Annotated in this window: 12 protein-coding genes and 1 pseudogene; 5 read left to right on the plus strand and 8 right to left on the minus strand. The window is 72.2% G+C overall.

Going from position 1 to position 16,555, the window contains the following annotated elements:
* Positions 1-109: 109 nt before the first annotated feature.
* Together ACKTSN_RS18465 and ACKTSN_RS18470 are read left to right on the plus strand one after the other, a co-directional pair.
* Entirely contained in the window at positions 110-850 is a 741-nt protein-coding gene (locus ACKTSN_RS18465; protein WP_409470137.1) for an FHA domain-containing protein, read from the plus strand.
* A complete protein-coding gene (locus tag ACKTSN_RS18470; protein WP_409470138.1) occupies positions 847-2,295 on the plus strand; it encodes a protein kinase domain-containing protein in 1,449 nt (482 codons plus the stop codon). The genes ACKTSN_RS18465 and ACKTSN_RS18470 overlap by 4 nt, the downstream gene beginning before the upstream one ends.
* On the opposite strand, the gene ACKTSN_RS18475 is transcribed toward ACKTSN_RS18470, so the two are convergent.
* Positions 2,253-3,272: an ArsR/SmtB family transcription factor gene (locus tag ACKTSN_RS18475; protein ID WP_409470139.1), complete on the minus strand. Its 1,020-nt coding sequence runs from the start codon at positions 3,270-3,272 to the stop codon at positions 2,253-2,255. The two genes, ACKTSN_RS18470 and ACKTSN_RS18475, sit on opposite strands and share 43 nt — an antisense overlap.
* A 177-nt stretch (positions 3,273-3,449) precedes the next feature.
* Here ACKTSN_RS18475 and ACKTSN_RS18480 point away from each other — a divergent pair, with 177 nt between their 5' ends.
* Positions 3,450-3,857, plus strand: coding sequence for a hypothetical protein (locus ACKTSN_RS18480; RefSeq protein WP_409470140.1), 408 nt, complete (start codon positions 3,450-3,452; stop codon positions 3,855-3,857).
* A gap of 170 nt (positions 3,858-4,027) precedes the next feature.
* Here the strand turns inward: ACKTSN_RS18480 and ACKTSN_RS18485 are convergent, their stop codons facing one another.
* The 3 genes from ACKTSN_RS18485 to purN all read right to left on the minus strand — a co-directional run bounded on the left by ACKTSN_RS18485 (position 4,028) and on the right by purN (position 6,915).
* Positions 4,028-4,474, minus strand: a complete 447-nt coding sequence (locus ACKTSN_RS18485) for a hypothetical protein (RefSeq protein ID WP_409470141.1) — start codon at positions 4,472-4,474, stop codon at positions 4,028-4,030.
* Positions 4,475-4,723: 249 nt separating this feature from the next.
* A complete protein-coding gene (gene purH, locus ACKTSN_RS18490; protein ID WP_409470142.1) occupies positions 4,724-6,289 on the minus strand; it encodes a bifunctional phosphoribosylaminoimidazolecarboxamide formyltransferase/IMP cyclohydrolase in 1,566 nt (521 codons plus the stop codon).
* Positions 6,286-6,915, minus strand: coding sequence for a phosphoribosylglycinamide formyltransferase (purN, locus tag ACKTSN_RS18495; protein WP_129799184.1), 630 nt, complete (start codon positions 6,913-6,915; stop codon positions 6,286-6,288). Before purN ends, purH begins: the two co-directional genes overlap by 4 nt.
* A gap of 285 nt (positions 6,916-7,200) precedes the next feature.
* Between purN and ACKTSN_RS18500 the strand changes: the two genes are divergently transcribed.
* A complete protein-coding gene (locus ACKTSN_RS18500; RefSeq protein ID WP_409470143.1) occupies positions 7,201-8,022 on the plus strand; it encodes a hypothetical protein in 822 nt (273 codons plus the stop codon).
* Between the two features lie 1,044 nt (positions 8,023-9,066).
* On the opposite strand, the pseudogene ACKTSN_RS18505 reads toward ACKTSN_RS18500, so the two are convergent.
* Positions 9,067-10,380: pseudogene (locus ACKTSN_RS18505) on the minus strand (cell division protein PerM); the annotation flags it as partial.
* A gap of 96 nt (positions 10,381-10,476) precedes the next feature.
* On the opposite strand from ACKTSN_RS18505, the gene ACKTSN_RS18510 reads away from it, so the two are divergent.
* Positions 10,477-11,613 carry a helix-turn-helix domain-containing protein gene (locus ACKTSN_RS18510; RefSeq protein WP_409470144.1) on the plus strand — a complete coding sequence of 379 codons (1,137 nt, stop codon included), beginning with the start codon at positions 10,477-10,479 and terminating at the stop codon, positions 11,611-11,613.
* Positions 11,614-11,688: 75 nt separating this feature from the next.
* Here ACKTSN_RS18510 and sucD read toward each other — a convergent pair whose 3' ends face one another.
* The 3 genes from sucD to ACKTSN_RS18525 form a co-directional block, all read right to left on the minus strand.
* Entirely contained in the window at positions 11,689-12,573 is an 885-nt protein-coding gene (gene sucD, locus ACKTSN_RS18515; protein WP_409470145.1) for a succinate--CoA ligase subunit alpha, read from the minus strand.
* A 28-nt stretch (positions 12,574-12,601) separates the two neighbouring features.
* A complete protein-coding gene (gene sucC / locus ACKTSN_RS18520) occupies positions 12,602-13,783 on the minus strand; it encodes an ADP-forming succinate--CoA ligase subunit beta (RefSeq protein WP_224733353.1) in 1,182 nt (393 codons plus the stop codon).
* Between the two features lie 502 nt (positions 13,784-14,285).
* Positions 14,286-16,409, minus strand: coding sequence for a hypothetical protein (locus ACKTSN_RS18525; protein WP_409470146.1), 2,124 nt, complete (start codon positions 16,407-16,409; stop codon positions 14,286-14,288).
* Positions 16,410-16,555 lie beyond the last annotated feature (146 nt).

Genomic DNA, 16,555 nt, shown 5'->3' on the forward strand with positions numbered 1-16,555 from the left:
CACACCGAATCCCGGACACCCTTCCTCCATTCTCAGCGCAATCGCTTACCCTCCCCCACGTTGGACTGGGGGAGGGTGGCCCTCATGGATTGGGCGAGGGGACAAGTCCATGTACAGCGTCATCGTCGTGCCTCCGGCATGCGCACGTCCGGACGGACAGATCAGGATCGGCACAGGTGAGCGGCTCGCGTTCGGCAGGGAGGAGACGGGCGGCGGGCTCACCATCGCGCACGAGGGAGTCCCCCGGATCGCCGGGGAGATCACCGCTCAGGGCACCTTCTGGCTGGTGAGCAACCGCAGCGAGGACCAGACCTACGTCGTGGAGAACCCGGAGGGCGCCGGCGAGCACATCAAGGTCGCCCCCGGCAGGGTCGACGCCCCCGTGCCCTTCGAGTTCTCGCGCGTCGTCCTGCCCGCCGCGGGCGACCTGCTCACCTTCGACGTCTGGGCGCCGCGCCACACCTTCCGCAGCGTCGCCCGGCACGGGCTCGCCGGAGCCGTCACCGCACCGGCGTTCACCCTCGACCGCACCAAGCGGTACTTCGCGGTCCTGGCCGCCCTGTGCGAGCCCCGCCTGCGCGGTGAACCGCACGCCCCGCTGCCCGCGGTCGAGCAACTGGTGGAGCGCCTGCGCCCGGCATGGCCGGCGGTCAGCCGGTCCGCGGTCTACTGGAACATCGACTACCTCGCCCTCAAGCTACGGCTACGGCCGGGCCCGGACACGGCGGAACCCGGCCGGCGTGTCAACGGCAAGAAGGAGTCCCTGGTCTCCCTCGCCCTCCGCTTCGACCTGGTCCGCGAGGACGACCTCATCGTGCTGACCGCGCCCGCGAGCGAGGTGTGCCGATGAGCGACGAGCAGTCGTACGCCGTCCTCGTCCCGAAGGGTTACCGGGTCGGGGAGTGGGAGGTCCGTGAACCGCTCGCTTCGGGTGCGTTCGCCACCGTCTACGCGGGACGCCGTACCACCGGCGAACCCCGTACCGCCGCCCTGAAGTTCCTCCCCACCGGCACCCGCACCCCCCGCCAACTCCGCCACCTGCGCGAACTGGCCGAGCGGGAGGTCGAGTTCCTCGGGCGCCTGCAGTTACCGCGGCTGATCCGGATGTACGACACCCTCACCGTCGACGACCCCGGGCACCCCGAGCTCGACGGCGCCACCGTCCTCGTACTGGAACAGGCCGAGGGATCCCTGGACGCCGTACCGACCAAGGATCCCGGCTCCCTGCTCGCGCAGACCTGCGAGGGGCTGGCCCAACTGCACCACGCCGGCTGGGTGCACGGCGACCTCAAGCCCGCCAACGTCCTGTTGACGAAGGACGGTTCGGTACGGCTGGCCGACTTCAACATGGCGGCCGAGCTGGAGGGCACGCACGCCTACGCCCCCGCCTTCGCGACCCCCGACTACACGCCGCCGGAGCTGTTGTGGCCGGAGGTGGACGAGCGGGGGACGCGGATCCGGCCCTCCGCCGATGTGTGGGCCTTCGGGGTACTCGCCCATGTCGTTCTGACCGGCACCTTTCCGCTGCCGGGCGGCACGACGGAGGCACGTAGCGATGCGGCGATGCGGTATGCGCGGGGTGCGGAGGAGCTGCGCCTGTCCGCCGAACTCCCGGACGCCTGGCGGGAGATCATCCGGGACTGTCTGGCCCGTACGCACGCCGAGCGCGTCGGCACCGAGGCGCTGTTGCGCCGCGTGGAGGCGGCGGCCGGGGTCGCCCGCTCACCTCGCCTGCCAAAGCCGCGCCGCCCCTTCTTGCGCCGCCACCCCGTCCTGGCCGGGGTCCTCACCACCCTCCTCGTGGTCACGACCGGGCTCGGGATCGCGGCCGGCATCACCCACCACCAGGCGACCCAGTACGACGGCACTCCGGTGTACGAGGCGGTGGCCGTACCCGACGCGCCATCGTCCGGCTACGGCTACGACCGCTGCCCGGCCAACAGCGTCTGCTTCTTCAGCGAGCACTACGGCAACGGGAAGATGTGCCACTGGCAGGACAGCGACCCGGACTGGCAGTCGGGCAACAAGACTTGCGCGTGGGCCGCGCACAGCCCCGTCCGGTCGGTCTTCAACAACATCGCGGGCAGCCGTGACCTCGACGGCGTCGTGTACTACCGCGGCACCGACTACAACCCCGCGGGCTTCGACCGTCGCCGCAGCACACAGCGCACCGGCTGCACCGGCGTGAACAGCCAGGGGAACCTGGCGGGCACGTACGCCCCGCTCTCGCACCAGCTGGTCAGCAGCTGCACCTACAGTCCGTCGCTGTGGGGGGTGCTGCGCTCGCTCTTCTGAGCCCGGGCCGCCCGGAGCAGCGTCGCCCCCACGGGAGTGAGCGTGTGCAGTACGGCCGCGCCGTGCCGTCTGCTGGTGATGAGTCCGGCGTCCCGTAAGGCCGTCGCATGCCGGCTGGCGGAGGACGTGGAGACGCCGACGGCGCGCGCGATCTCCCCGGTCGTGGCGCCGTGGGCGACGGCGTACAGGGCTGCCGCGCGGGCCCGGCCGAGGAGGGCGGTCAGGGGGGCCTGCGACGGGGGTGGGGCCGGCGGCTCGTGGTCGAGCGGATAGACCAGTACGGGGGGCAGGCCCGGGTCGGCGAAGGAGATCGGCCGCTGGAGGAGGAAGTAGGCCGGGACGAACAGCATTCCGCGCCCGTCCAGATACAGATCCCGGTCCACGGAGGGGTGGTAGTCGGCGTACAGAACGGGCCGCTCCCAGCGCATCGAGGGGCCGAGCCCGGCCAGCAGACCCTCCACCCCACCGTCCATCAGCTCCCGGGCCCGCGCCGCCCGTTCGGCCTCGACACGGGCCCGGACCTGGTCCTCGTACGGGGCGACGGCGACGGCGTGATAGGCGCGCAGCAGCCGCACCAGTTCCTCACGAGCGGCCCGCTCGGCCAGCCGCGCGGTCCACGCGGGCGCCCCGACGATCCGGTCGAGGCGGGCGACCTCGGCCCGGACCCGGCGGGCGGGGGTGGCGAGGATGGCTTCGAGACCGGCGTCCAGCCCTTCCGCGGTGGCCTGGTACGGCGTCAGGAAGTCGGGAAAGTAGGCGGCTCTCCGGTACACCGGTATCAGCATGCTGCGCACCGCCCGCTCCAGCCCCTCCTCCTGGAGCCGTCGCCGGGTGGTGCGATACCACTCGGCGTGGGCCCAGCGGCCCTGCCGGGTCTGGAGGCGGTGCAGGCTGGTGGCGATGTCCCAGAGCGGGTCGGACGCGGTGCACAACCGGGTTCGGGCCAGGTCGGCATCGCTGAAGTGGACGCGGAGCATGTCGTTCTCCCCCGATGAACTCAGCTATTGCGTTCAGCTGCAACAGCATGGCCGGACGCGGCGGCGCGGGGCAACACTCGGGGTGAACGGTTTCAGGCGCCTCGCCGTTCTCCGCCTCCGCCACCATGGCCGGGGGCACCACCCGGAGAACGGCGGGGCGAGCTGGACGGAGGGGCCGTGCTGCTGGGGTTGGGCATCTTCTTCGCGGTGACCGGCGCACTGACCGCCCTGCTCGCGAGCCCGCGGTCCCGGCGTGAACGCCGTCTGCGCAAGCACGGCCGGCTCGCCACCGCGATCTGCCGCGAGCACCTCAACCCCGCCGAGCCCGAGGGCCCGATGCGGATCCGCTGCGGCTTCCGGGTGGAGCCGCACCGAGGGGAGTACCGCGCCGTCGTCCGGACGCGCGAGAGCATTCCCCAGGTCGGCGCGGAGCTCAGGATCGTCTACGACCCCCAGGACCCGGCCTACGCCGAGAACCTCGACTACATGACCACGCCGTCCTTCGGGCGCGGGGACCTCATCGTCGTGGCGCTGTGGGTCGTCATGTACCTCATGGCCGCGTCCTGCGTCGCGACAGCCGACTGAGGACGGCACTGCGGCACCCCACCGCCGCGATCAGCGCCGCCGTCGCCGGCACGCTCGCGGAGAGCGCCTCGCCGGCCTCGGCGTCCGCGTCCGGCGGCTACGTCAGCGGCGGCCTGCCCGCAGCACCACCCGGCCCGCCGGTCACCGACCGACGGGCCTTGGCGCTCGCATCACTGGTTGTTGACCCAGACGGTCAGGCTGCTGCATGTGTCGTCACCGAGGTCGTTGACACAGGCCTTGACGCGCACCCTGCTGCCCTTGCCGCCCCAGGCGTTCGAGCTGCTGTGCTCGTAGAAGTCCTTGTTGCAGGAGCCCCAGCCGTATGCGCCACCGGTGTATGTGCAGGTGCCGCTGCGGTAGGTGCCCCACGTGCCGGTGCTGTCGCGGAGCTGGTTCTGCCAGTAGGCGTAGACCTCATTGGCGTCGGGCGAGAGGTCCTGCACGTATATGACGTCGCCGTACGGCTTGAAGCACGCCGTGGCCGTCAGGTTGCCGACCGTGATGCACGTCCTGTCGCCGGTCGGAGCGTCGCTCCAGGCCGCGTTATCACTCTCGGCCGCTGCCGCCGGATTGCTCATCGCCAGGACGAAGAGCCCCGTGGCAACAGCCCCCACCATGGTTCGCATCGCACCGCGCATAACAGTGTCTCCACTACCTCGTGACCAGAAGTTCGGATCAGTGTCAGACACTCGTCGCTCACGGCGTACCTATAACTTTTCAGGGCACGCCGTGTCCGGGTCATGCCTTCGGAGCGGTGACGAAGGCGGCCCGGGCAGGGGTGGGGAAGACAAGGGCAGGGCCGACGCTGCGGGTGGCCACCCACCGCGAGAAGGGTGCCCCCGAACCGGGGGCACCCGTGTCGCGTATCAGTGGAAGAAGTGCCGCGTCCCCGTGAAGTACATCGTGATGCCCGCCTTCTGCGCGGCCTGAACGACCTGCTCGTCACGGACCGAACCGCCGGGCTGGACCACGGCCTTGACGCCGGCCCCGGTGAGGATCTCCAGGCCGTCCGGGAAGGGGAAGAACGCGTCCGAGGCGGCGTAGGAACCCTGCGCGCGCTCGGCGCCCGCCCGCTCCACGGCCAGCTTCGCCGAGTCGACGCGGTTGACCTGTCCCATGCCGACGCCGACCGAGGCACCGTCCGTGGCGAGCAGGATGGCGTTGGACTTCACCGCACGGCAGGCCTTCCACGCGAAGGCCAGCTCGCGCAGCTCGTCGGCGCTCAGGGCCTCGCCGGTCGCCAGCGTCCAGTTGGCGGGGTCGTCGCCGTCGGCCTGGAAGACGTCCTTCACCTGGGCCAGGCCGCCGCCGTCGATCGGGCGGAACTCGGCGGGCGGCTGCGGTGCCTCGGGGCAGCGCAGCACGCGGATGTTCTTCTTCTTGGTGAGGGCTTCGAGCGCGCCCTCCTCGTAGTCGGGGGCGACGACGACCTCGGTGAAGATCTCGGCGACCTGCTCGGCCATCTCCTTGCTGACCGGCCGGTTGACGGCGATCACGCCGCCGAACGCCGACAACGGGTCGCAGGCGTGCGCCTTGCGGTGGGCCTCGGCGACGTCCGCGCCGATCGCGATGCCGCACGGGTTGGCGTGCTTGATGATCGCGACGCACGGCTCGGCGTGGTCGTACGCGGCACGGCGGGCGGCGTCCGTGTCCACGTAGTTGTTGTACGACATCTCCTTGCCGTGCAGCTGCTCCGCCTCGGCCAGGCCGCCGCAGCCGCCCGTGTAGAGGGCGGCGGGCTGGTGCGGGTTCTCGCCGTAGCGCAGCACCTGCTTGCGCTCGTACGTCACCCCGATGAACTCCGGGAACTCCTCGCCGTCACCGGCGTACTCGCCCGCGAACCAGCCCGCGACCGCCACGTCGTACTCGGCGGTGTGGCGGAACGCCTCGGCGGCCAGCCGCTTGCGGGTGGGGAGGTCGAAGCCGCCGTCGCGCACGGCGGCAAGGATGTCGGCGTACCGCTCCGGGCTGGTGACCACGGCGACCGAGGGGTGGTTCTTGGCGGCGGCGCGGACCATCGACGGCCCGCCGATGTCGATCTGCTCCACGCACTCGTCGGGCGAGGCTCCGGAGGCGACGGTCTCCTGGAACGGGTAGAGGTTGACGACCACGAGGTCGAACGGCGCGACGCCCAGCTCGTCGAGCTGCTGCCGGTGGCTGTCCAGGCGCAGGTCGGCGAGGATGCCCGCGTGGACCCTGGGGTGCAGGGTCTTGACGCGGCCGTCCAGGCACTCGGGGAAGCCGGTGAGCTCCTCGACCTTGGTGACGGGGACGCCGGCGGCGGCGATGCGGGCGGCGGTGGAGCCGGTGGAGACGAGCTCGACGCCGGCCTCGTGCAGACCGCGCGCGAGGTCTTCCAGACCCGTCTTGTCGTAGACGCTGACGAGCGCCCGTCGAATGGCCCGCTTGTTGCTCTCGGCGGTGGCGGTCACTGGATAACTACCTTTCGTCCCTCAATGCGATAGCCGTTGCGGGCGAGCCGCCCCACGACATCGACGAGCAGCCTTCGCTCGACTTCCTTGATGCGCTCGTGCAGCGCACTCTCGTCGTCCTCGTCCCGGACCTCCACCACGCCCTGCGCGATGATCGGCCCGGTGTCGACGCCGTCGTCGACGAAGTGGACGGTGCAGCCGGTGACCCTGGCGCCGTACGCGAGCGCGTCGCGGACACCGTGGGCGCCGGGAAAACTGGGGAGGAGCGCGGGGTGGGTGTTGATGAACCGCCCGCCGTAACGGGCGAGGAACTCCTTGCCCACGATCTTCATGAACCCGGCGGAGACGACGAGGTCGGGCTCGTACGCGGCGACGGCTCCGGCGAGGGCCGCGTCCCACTCCTCGCGGGTGGCGTAGTCCTTGACCCGGCACACGAACGTGGGCAGCCCGGCGCGCTCGGCCCGCGCCAGCCCCTCGATGCCGGCGCGGTCGGCTCCGACAGCCACGATCTCGGCTCCGTACGCCTCGGCGCCGGTGGTCGCGATGGCGTCGAGGAGCGCCTGCAGATTGGTGCCGGATCCGGAGACCAGCACGACGAGGCGCTTGACCACGGGCTTGGCGGCCACGGTGGGGCCCTTTCTCGGGGAAGCGTGTGCACGGTCGGCCGGGTACGGCGCCGGTATGTGCGTTCGTACGAATGCTTCACGCCCCCGGATACGGGGAAGCCTACGAAGCGGCCGACCGTCAGCAACGATACCGGCACACCGGGCAGCCCCCACGGGACGGGGGCGTGGCCGGAAGGTAGCGTCTGGGAGGAGCGGGCTCGGGAACGCGGCCGGGGTGCGGTGCGTTCACGAGAGGACAGCTCACGCCAGACCAGTCGTATTCACCAAGGGGAAGACGCTCACTTGATGTCGGACCGCAGCCTGCGACTCCTCACGCTCCCCCCTCAGTCGGCACGGGGAGGGGAGCGTGCCGGCGTGCTGCTGCGGGGGCGCCCCTCGACACCGCCCGGCGCGCCCTCGGGCGACGCCGACGACCGGCGGGGCGGTGCGGCCCAGGACGACAACCCGTTCGCGCCGCCGCCGGAGGGCACGCCGGACCGGCCATGGCAGCCGCGGCGCCCGTCCGGCAACGGAAGGGACTCCCGGGGCTCGCAGGGCTCCCCCGACTCTTCGGGCTCCTCCGGCTCGCAGGGTGAGGGCGGCCGACCCGTGTGGGGCAGCCAGTGGAGCGACCGGCAGCCCGGCCGCTCCTCCGGCAGCGGCTTCGGCGACCGACCCGGCCGCAGCTCCGAGGGGCAGGGCGGCGGTCCGGGCCAGAGCGGACTGCGCTGGGACCCCACGGACCCGGCACAGCGCCGCGCGCGCTACACGCTGCTGGCCGGCATGTGGGCCTTCTTCTTCGCCCTCTTCAGCTGGCCGTACGTGGCACTGCTGCTCGGCGCGCTGGCCCTCTACTGGGGCATCAGCTCCCTGCGCACCAAGCCCCGCACCCCCAGCCCCGACACCCCGGCCCCCACGACACCGGCCCGCCCCCAGACCGCGGCCGCAGTGAGCGGCCTGGTCACGGCGTCCCTGGCCATCATGCTCGTCGCCGCGACCTTCACCGCACAGTTCGTGTACCGCGACTACTACACCTGCACCAACGACGCCCTCACCAACGAGGCCAGACAGGCGTGCACCAAGCTGCTGCCGGACGAGTTGCGGGGGGTTTTGGGGACTAACGCTTAGGGGTGCGCCTTCGGGGGCTCGGGCGTTTGGAAGGCGCTGGGCACGCAGGCCTCCGGGAGACGCCTGGCCTCAAGAGTCGTCCGGCTCCGGTGGCTCCGCCCTCCTGGACGCCTCCTTCAACGCCGCCCAGCGGGCCTCGCGGGTGTCGTCGCGCCAGGGCATCGGGGGGTCGACGGGAAGGAAGTCGTAGGGCTCGAGAGTGGGGTCGTACGGGGCGTCCGGGCGGCCTGCATAGGGCGCGGCCTGCGATGCGGTCGACCGAGGATCCGGGCCGACACCGTCACGCTTGCGGGCTGACGAGCCGCCGGAGAAGGGCCACCGTCGGCGACGTCGCCGCACACCGGTGTCCGACGCTTCCGCGCGGGCCTCCGGCCTCTGCGTCCCGGAGTTCGAGGTCCCCGCGCCGGGATGCGCCATCTCCGTCCGGCTGTTCGCCGCATCCGCGCCGGAGTCCGACACCCGTGCCTGCCGCTTCGCCGGCCCCTCCCCGGAGTCCGACGCCCGCGGCCCAACCCTCGCCGCCGCCTCCCCGGCATCGGCCACACCCGTCCGAACGTTCGCCTCGGCCGAGGCAGACTCCGGACTCTTCACACGCCCCTTCGCCCCAACCGCCCCCGCGTCCGCCGCACCCGCCCCGACGCTCGGCTCCCCCACCGCGGAATCAATCACCTCGGCCCAGACGTCCAACTCAGTCGCCGCAGACTCCGGACTCTCCGCGCGCCCCTTCGTCCCAACCGCCCCCGCGTCCGCCGCACCCGCCCCGACGCTCGGCTCCCCCACCACGGGATCAATCACCCCGGCCCACACGTCCAACTCACTCGCCGCAGAGCCAGCCGCTCCAGCCCGGACACCCGACCCTCCGGCCGCAGAATCAACCGCCCCAGCCCTCGCCTCCAACCCGCCTCGCCCGGAATCCGGCACCCCCGCCCGAGCCTTCGCCGCCCCCTCCCCCGAAGCCGACGCCCCCACCCCAGCGCCCCCCGCTTCCCCGCCCGGCACCGCCCCTTCCCGTTGCCCGGCGATGGTCTCCGTAGCTCCCTGCTCACGCCTCCGGCACCGCCAAGCCCGTACCCCCACCGCGGTCGGAACCGCCACGACCGCCGTCCACGCCAGCGTCGCCACCCCCACCTGCCACCACACCGGCCCGAACCGAGCCAGCGCGTCCACCCCGAGCGGCCCGCCCGCCAGCCCGGCCAGCACGGCGAGTCCCGCCGCGCACCACACAGCCGCCAGCCCGGTGCAGCCCGCCGTACGCCCCCATGACCAGGGCATCCCCCTCCCATCCTCATCCTCCCCGTCCCGGACCGCCGCCCTCCCCGTGAACCACCCGACCGTCACCCCGGCCGCCACCGGCACCACCGCGGCCACCCAGTTCAGCGGCGTCCCGGGGCCCGCCTCCGGTAGCGCCGCCAGCAGGGGGAACGGCGGGAGCAGCGGGGCGGTGTCGGTGGACAGTGGGGTCGTCGTGTGCCCGACGCCGAGCGTGAACCCGGGGCCGAGGGCATAGGCCGCACCCCACACCGCCGAGTTCGGCACGAGCGCCGCGCACAGCAGCAGCACCGCGAACCGCCCCGACCACCCCTGCGTCAGCTGCGCAAAGGCCTCGCGGGCCGCGCCGCCGTGCCACACCAGCGACACCGCCACCAGCAACGCCCCGCCCCCGACCAGCATCGCGGCCCCGGCCGCGGCCGCCCGCGCCGAGACACCCAGCCGCTCCCGGGCCTCAGCCCCGAGGAACAGCCGCCGCAGACCGCGCGGCAACAGGATCAGTACGCCGTCCACCGGCCCACAGGGCCGCCCGTACGCCGTCCATACCCCTGCTCCCGCCGCGCCCACGGCGATCACCGGCAGACACACTGCGGCCCACACCCAGTCGGCCCGCAGCGAGCCGCCTCCCGAGGCGTACACCGTGGCCATGCCCCCGACGGCGAGGTACCCCAGCACCACCCCCGTCCACGCCGTACGGACGCCCACCGGTGCCCGACCCTCCAGCTCCCCGTCCACCGCGTCCCGCGCCGCCCGGTGCACCAGCCACACCGGCAGCACGAGCAGCAGCAGCGGCGTGACGCCGACCGGCGCGGGAACGCCGGAGAGCGTGTCGGTGCGGATCAGCTCCGCGCCGTGCGCCAGCAGCCACAGCCCCGCGGCGACATGCAGCGCGCCCCCCGGCCCGCTGTCGGGGTAGGGCGAGGTGATCCACAGCATCATCACGAGTACGGCGAACGAGCCGAGCCCCAGCCCGGCCGCGACCGCGCCACCCAGGAGGCTGGCGGCCAGTCCGGGCGATCGGCGACGCAAACGGGTGAGCAGGGATGACAGCGGCGATCGGCGGTCGGACATCTGAATCACGACCGTCATGCTCCCAACGACACGCACTTTCCCGTCGTAACAGGCGAATCTCCGATGTGTCGCCCAATATGTGTTTATGTACTTTTTCGTGCGAAGGGGTGTCCTGTGAGGCAGAGCAGCCCTGCGACCCCGCTCCCCCCGCCCAAGGAGCGCCGCCGCCTGCGCGAGGCAGGTTCGCTGACTGTGGCTCAGGTCGCGGAGCGCATGGGTGTCTCGCGTCGGACGGTGCGGGCGTGGGAGGCCGGCCGCACGACTCCACGCGGCCGGAAACGGGAGGCGTACGCAGAATTGCTGAACGCGCTGACGACCGAGGCCGGCACTGAGACCGGCATCGAGACCGTCACCGATCGCGAAATCCCTGCGAAGAAGACAGATGTAACGGTACGTCACGACCAGCCGGAACCCGAGGCCCAGCCCGACCCCTTCGCGCCGTCGTCACCGTCCTCCCTGACCCCCGCTCAGGCCTTCGACGCGCTCTACGCGTTCTGCGCCCCCGCTCTCGTACGGCAGACGTACCTGCTGACCGGGCGGCGCAAGCTGGCTCGCGAGTCGGTCGAGCGGGCGTTCCAACTCGCCTGGCAGCGCTGGCCCGAGGTGGCCGTCGACCGCGACCCGACGGGCTGGGTACGGGCGGCGGCGTACGAGTACGCCCTCTCCCCCTGGCACCGGTTCCGCCCGCGCCATCGCCACCCCGAGGCGCCGCCCTCCGACGCGTCCGACCGCACGCTGCTGAACGTACTCCTGAGACTCCCGCCGCCGCACCGCCGCACGCTCCTGCTGTACGACGTCGTGGGCCTCGACCTGCCGGAGACCGCGGCGGAGACGGAGGCGAGCACCCCGGCGGCGGCGAACCGGCTGCTGCATGCGCGCGAGGCCGTCGCCGCGCGGCTGCCGGAGCTGTCCGACCCGGCCGAACTGCACCGGCGACTCGCCCGCCTGGCCGACACGGAACGACTACGGGCCTCCAAACCGTTCACGGTACGCAACGGCAGCGAACGCCGCGCCCGTTTCTGGACCCGAGCCGCCATCGCCTTCACGGTCACCCTCATCGGCGCGACAGCCCTGACCCTGCGCACGGCCCCGACACAGTACGAGCCGCCGGTGGCACCGGGCGAGACGGTACGCGGGGTACCGCCGCGGGCGGCGCCGGGGCCGTTGTCGGAGCAGCAGCTGGAGCTGCTGGAGAAGCTGCGCATGGAAACGGCCGGCGGACCGGAGCGGCTGGTGCCGGAACCGAGGTGAGGCGGGGACGGACGAAAACGTCGGTGGGCCCGCCCCCACTCGGGGAACGGGCCCACCGACGGTCAGTCAGAGGACTCAGCCGGCGAGGATCTCGCGCGCCAGCTTCGCCGTCTCGGTCGGGGTCTTGCCGACCTTGACGCCCGCGGCCTCCAGGGCCTCCTTCTTCGCCTGGGCGGTGCCGGACGAGCCGGAGACGATGGCGCCCGCGTGGCCCATGGTCTTGCCCTCGGGCGCGGTGAAGCCCGCGACGTAGCCGACGACCGGCTTGGTCACGTTCTCCTTGATGAAGGCCGCGGCCCGCTCCTCGGCGTCACCGCCGATCTCACCGATCATGACGATCAGGTCGGTGTCGGGGTCGGCCTGGAAGGCGGCCAGGGCGTCGATGTGCGTGCTGCCGATGATCGGGTCGCCACCGATGCCGACGGCGGTCGAGAAGCCGATGTCACGGAGTTCGTACATCATCTGGTACGTCAGCGTGCCGGACTTCGAGACCAGGCCGATGCGGCCCGGCTTGGTGATGTCGCCCGGGATGATGCCGACGTTGGACTGGCCCGGGGTGATGATGCCGGGACAGTTCGGGCCGATGATGCGGGTCTTGCTGCCCTTCTTGCCGGCGTACGCCCAGAAGGCGGCCGTGTCGTGCACGGCGATGCCCTCGGTGATGACGACGGCGAGCGGGATCTCGGCGTCGATGGCCTCGACGACGGCGTCCTTGGTGAACTTCTCCGGCACGAAGATGACGGAGACGTTGGCGCCGGTGGCCTCAATGGCCTCCTTGACGGAGCCGAAGACGGGTACCTCGGTGCCGTCGAAGTCCACGGTCTGACCCGCCTTGCGCGGGTTCACGCCGCCCACGACGTTCGTGCCGTCACCGAGCATGAGCTTGGTGTGCTTCATGCCGGTGGCGCCGGTCATGCCCTGGACGATGACCTTGCTGTCCTTGTTGAGCCAGATAGCCATGGTGTGTGGATGTCCTCGTCCTCGGTGCTTACTTGGCGGCTGCGGCGAGCTCGGCGGCCTTGTCGGCCGCGCCGTCCATGGTGTCGACGCGCTGGACCAGCGGGTGGTTGGCGTCCGTGAGGATCTGCCGGCCGAGCTCGGCGTTGTTGCCGTCGAGACGGACGACCAGCGGCTTGGTGACCTCCTCGCCGCGGTCCTCCAGCAGCTTCAGGGCCTGCACGATGCCGTTGGCGACCTCGTCACAGGCGGTGATACCGCCGAAGACGTTGACGAACACGGAGCGGACGTCCGGGTCGCCGAGGATGATCTCCAGGCCGTTCGCCATCACCTGGGCGGAGGCGCCACCGCCGATGTCCAGGAAGTTGGCGGGCTTGACGTTGCCGTGCTTCTCACCGGCGTACGCGACGACGTCCAGGGTGCTCATCACGAGACCCGCGCCGTTGCCGATGATGCCGACCTCGCCGTCGAGCTTGACGTAGTTGAGGTTCTTCTCCTTGGCGGCGGCCTCGAGGGGGTTGGCCGCGGCCTTGTCGTGGAGTTCCTCGAAGTCGGGGTGACGGAACTCGGCGTTGTCGTCGAGCGACACCTTGCCGTCGAGGGCGATGACGTCACCGGAGGCGACCTTGGCCAGCGGGTTGACCTCGACCAGGAGGGCGTCCTCCTTGATGAAGGTGTCCCACAGCTTGACGAGGACGTTCACGACCTTGTCGGCGACCTCGGCCGGGAACTTGGCGGCCTCGACGATCTCGCGGGCCTTCGCCTCGTCCACGCCGTCGATGGCGTCGATCGCGATCTTCGCGACGGCCTCCGGGCGGGTGGCTGCCACCTCCTCGATCTCCATGCCGCCCTCGACGGAGGCGATGGAGAGGAAGGTGCGGTTGGCACGGTCGAGGAGGAAGGAGACGTAGTACTCCTCGAGGATCTCCGGGGCCGTCTCGGCGATCATGACCTTGTGGACCGTGTGGCCCTTGATGTCCATGCCGAGAATGTCCGTCGCGCGGGCGACGGCCTCGTCCGGGGTGGCGGCCAGCTTCACGCCACCGGCCTTGCCGCGGCCACCGACCTTCACCTGCGCCTTGACGACGGACTTGCCGCCCAGACGCTCGGTGATCTCGCGCGCCGCCTCAGGCGTGTCGATGACTTCACCGGCCAGCACCGGTACATCGTGCTTGGCGAAGAGGTCCCTCGCCTGGTACTCGAACAGGTCCACGCGCTTCCGTCCCTATCAGTGATCTCGCGGTTCGTTGGATGCGTGGGCGTGCCGCGAAGGGCAACGTGACGACCGCATGTGTCACAAGGGAAGCGCACACGGTGTCCGAGCGCGCGGCATGTCCGTCTCGCAGGTTATCCCCGCTTGCTGGGGGTCTCTAAATCGCGGGTCACACCTGAGCGGTGATACCTGTCACATGATGCCGCACTCACTGGCACGGCGTGCCGTCGGTGAGGGAACAGACGGTGACCGGGCAGCGAACAGGCCAGGGACGGCACAGGGCCTCACCGGGCTGGGGTTGACCCGGTGAGGCCCCTTGAGCATCCCCGAGGGGCCTGACGTACGGCCCCGGGGCGCGGGTCCGGCGATCCCCACCCCAATGGGGACCGCCGGGCCCCGACCGCAGGTTTCCGTCCAGACGGACCGACGGCTTTCGGCCGTCGTGGAGCGGGGCCCTGCGGGGTCTGGATGCCGGGCCTCTGTCCTGCGAGACCGCGCTCGGTCAGATGCTGTACGTGCCGCCCTGACGTACGTCCTGGACGTAACCGGGAGTGACCGACTCGGCGACGCCCTCCGCGCCGTAGACGGCGTGGCCGGTCAGCGAACCGCCGGTGGACTGGACGGTGCCGGTGAGGTCCTGTGCGAAGGGCGCGACCTGCCCGGCGACACCGTGCACGAACGGGGTGGCCTCGCCGGCCACGCCGCCCGCGAACGGAGCGACGTCGCCCACCACGCCGTAGGCCAGCGTCGTGGTGCTGCCGCCGACACCCTCGACGACCGGCCATACGGTCTCGGTGGCGGTGTCGACGAGCGGCTGGACCGCACCGGTGACGCCCTGCGCGAACGGCGGCACCTCGCCCGCCACGCCCTCGGCGAAGCCCCCGGCCTGCTCTGTCACGCCGTACGCCAGCGGCGGTACGCCCCCGGCGACCCCGCCGGTGAAGTACTCCGCATCGCCCACGACGCCGTACGCCAGCCCGCCCGCGTCGGCGACGGCCTGCCCGGCGACCGGCACGACACCCTGCACCGCGGTGTTCGCGACCGGCGGCAGCACGGTGCCCGTGGCGTCGCCGGTGACCTGCCCGACGAGGCCCGCGGCGTACGGCGGCACCTCGTCGACGACACCGGTCGCATACGGCGGTACGTCCGCCACCACGCCCTCGGCCACCGGCCGCACGTCCCCGACCGCACCCCAGGCGAGGTACCGCACGTCCGTGACGGCCTCGGCGGCGACCGGCTGCACGCCCGCCACCGCACCGCCCGCCACCGCATGTACGTCCGTGACGGCACCGCCGGCGACCGGCTGCACGCCCTGCACGGCGTCGCCCACGACGGGCTGAACGTCGGCGACCACTCCGTACGCCAGCGCGGTCGCGGCGTCCACGGCATGACCGGCGACCGCGGCGACCCCGGCGATGGCACCGGTGGCGACCGGCGTCACTCCGTGCACCGCGTCGGTCACGGCGGGCGCGACTGCGTGCACGGCGTGACCGGCGACCGGGGTCACCCCGGACACGGCTCCGGTCGCGGCCGGCCGGGCGCCGTGCACCGCTCCGGTGGCGGCGGGCACGACGCCCGCCACGGCCTGCCCGGCGACCGGCACCACACCCGTCACCGCCCGGTCGGCGACCGGCCGCACGCCGGCCACGGCGGAGGCGGCGACCGGCGGAACGGCAGCCGCGGCCGTCTGCTCCACCACCGGCGTGACCGCGCCCGGCACGGCGGTGACCGTGCCGACCACACGCTGCTCGACCCCGCCGACCGTGCCCGTGACATGGGCCGGCACGGAGGCGACGCTCGCCTCGGCAGCGGTCCTGACGGCACCGACCTGGCCCTGAACGGTGGTGCCCGCACCGGCGGTCCGCACGTCGGCCCCGGCGACCGCGGCCTGCGTGACATGTGTCACGCCCGCCGCGGTGCGACCCGCGCCCGCCACCGCGTACTGCGCCTTCGTCCGTACGACACCCTCGACGCCCTGCGTCTGTGACCGCGCCGCCGCCTGGGTGCCCCGGAGCCTCGTCTGCGCCGCGGCCAGCGCCTGCTCGAGCTCGGGCGCGAAGGCGGAGAGAGGGCCGAAGAGGTAGTCGACCGTGTCCTGGGGCGTGGTGGGGGCGGTGTCGGCGATGGTGGCCCCGGCCGTGGTGGCGACCTCGGTGGTGACTTCGGCCTTGGCCTGCGCGGCTCGGGCGGCCTGGGCACCCTGGACGGCCTGCGCGCCCCGGACCTTGGCCGCCTTCGGCAGGCTCACATCGGCGTCGACGTACCGGCGGGCCTGCTCCACAGCACTGCCGTCGCCGGACGACGCGGCGGTCGCACGGACCCCGTCCGTGGTCGTCCGGGCGGTGCCGAGCACGTCCGTGGCGGTGGAGGTCGCCTTGCCGACGCCGACACCGGTGAGAGCGTCCGTCACGCCGGTGCCCTGCGCGTCGGCGTCGGCGAGGTCGGAGACGACTCCGTCGACGGCGTCGGTGACCTCACCGAGCGTGCTTTCGGCATCCGTGGTCGCGTCCGACACGGAGAGGGAGGAGGCGGGCAGTTCGTCGGCGCTCGCGACAGCGGAACCGAGCGCCCACGCGCCGGTGACTCCGGCGGCTATGACGATGGAACGGCGGATGTTCTTGTTCATTGCGTGCGTCTGATCCTTCGGGACTCGACGTCGGAAGCGCGAGCCCGCAAGCAGGTCACCGGGAGGGGCAACCTTGTGCTCGGGCTCGTGCCAGGAGACTTGGGGAGCTTCCGGCGCCGTCTTCCGCTCGCGGTCCGGGGAGTGGG

The sequence above is a fragment of the Streptomyces flavusporus genome (assembly GCF_046267975.1).
In the GTDB taxonomy this organism is placed as follows: domain Bacteria; phylum Actinomycetota; class Actinomycetes; order Streptomycetales; family Streptomycetaceae; genus Streptomyces; species Streptomyces flavusporus.

Excerpts from the sequence above, each read along its gene's own strand:
- ACKTSN_RS18465 (WP_409470137.1), top strand. The coding sequence starts at position 110 with ATGTACAGCGTCATCGTCGTGCCTCCGGCATGCGCACGTCCGGACGGA.
- ACKTSN_RS18470 (WP_409470138.1), top strand. The coding sequence starts at position 847 with ATGAGCGACGAGCAGTCGTACGCCGTCCTCGTCCCGAAGGGTTACCGG.
- ACKTSN_RS18475 (WP_409470139.1), bottom strand. The coding sequence starts at position 3,272 with ATGCTCCGCGTCCACTTCAGCGATGCCGACCTGGCCCGAACCCGGTTG.
- ACKTSN_RS18485 (WP_409470141.1), bottom strand. The coding sequence starts at position 4,474 with ATGGTGGGGGCTGTTGCCACGGGGCTCTTCGTCCTGGCGATGAGCAAT.
- ACKTSN_RS18500 (WP_409470143.1), top strand. The coding sequence starts at position 7,201 with ATGTCGGACCGCAGCCTGCGACTCCTCACGCTCCCCCCTCAGTCGGCA.
- sucD (WP_409470145.1), bottom strand. The coding sequence starts at position 12,573 with ATGGCTATCTGGCTCAACAAGGACAGCAAGGTCATCGTCCAGGGCATG.
- ACKTSN_RS18525 (WP_409470146.1), bottom strand. The coding sequence starts at position 16,409 with ATGAACAAGAACATCCGCCGTTCCATCGTCATAGCCGCCGGAGTCACC.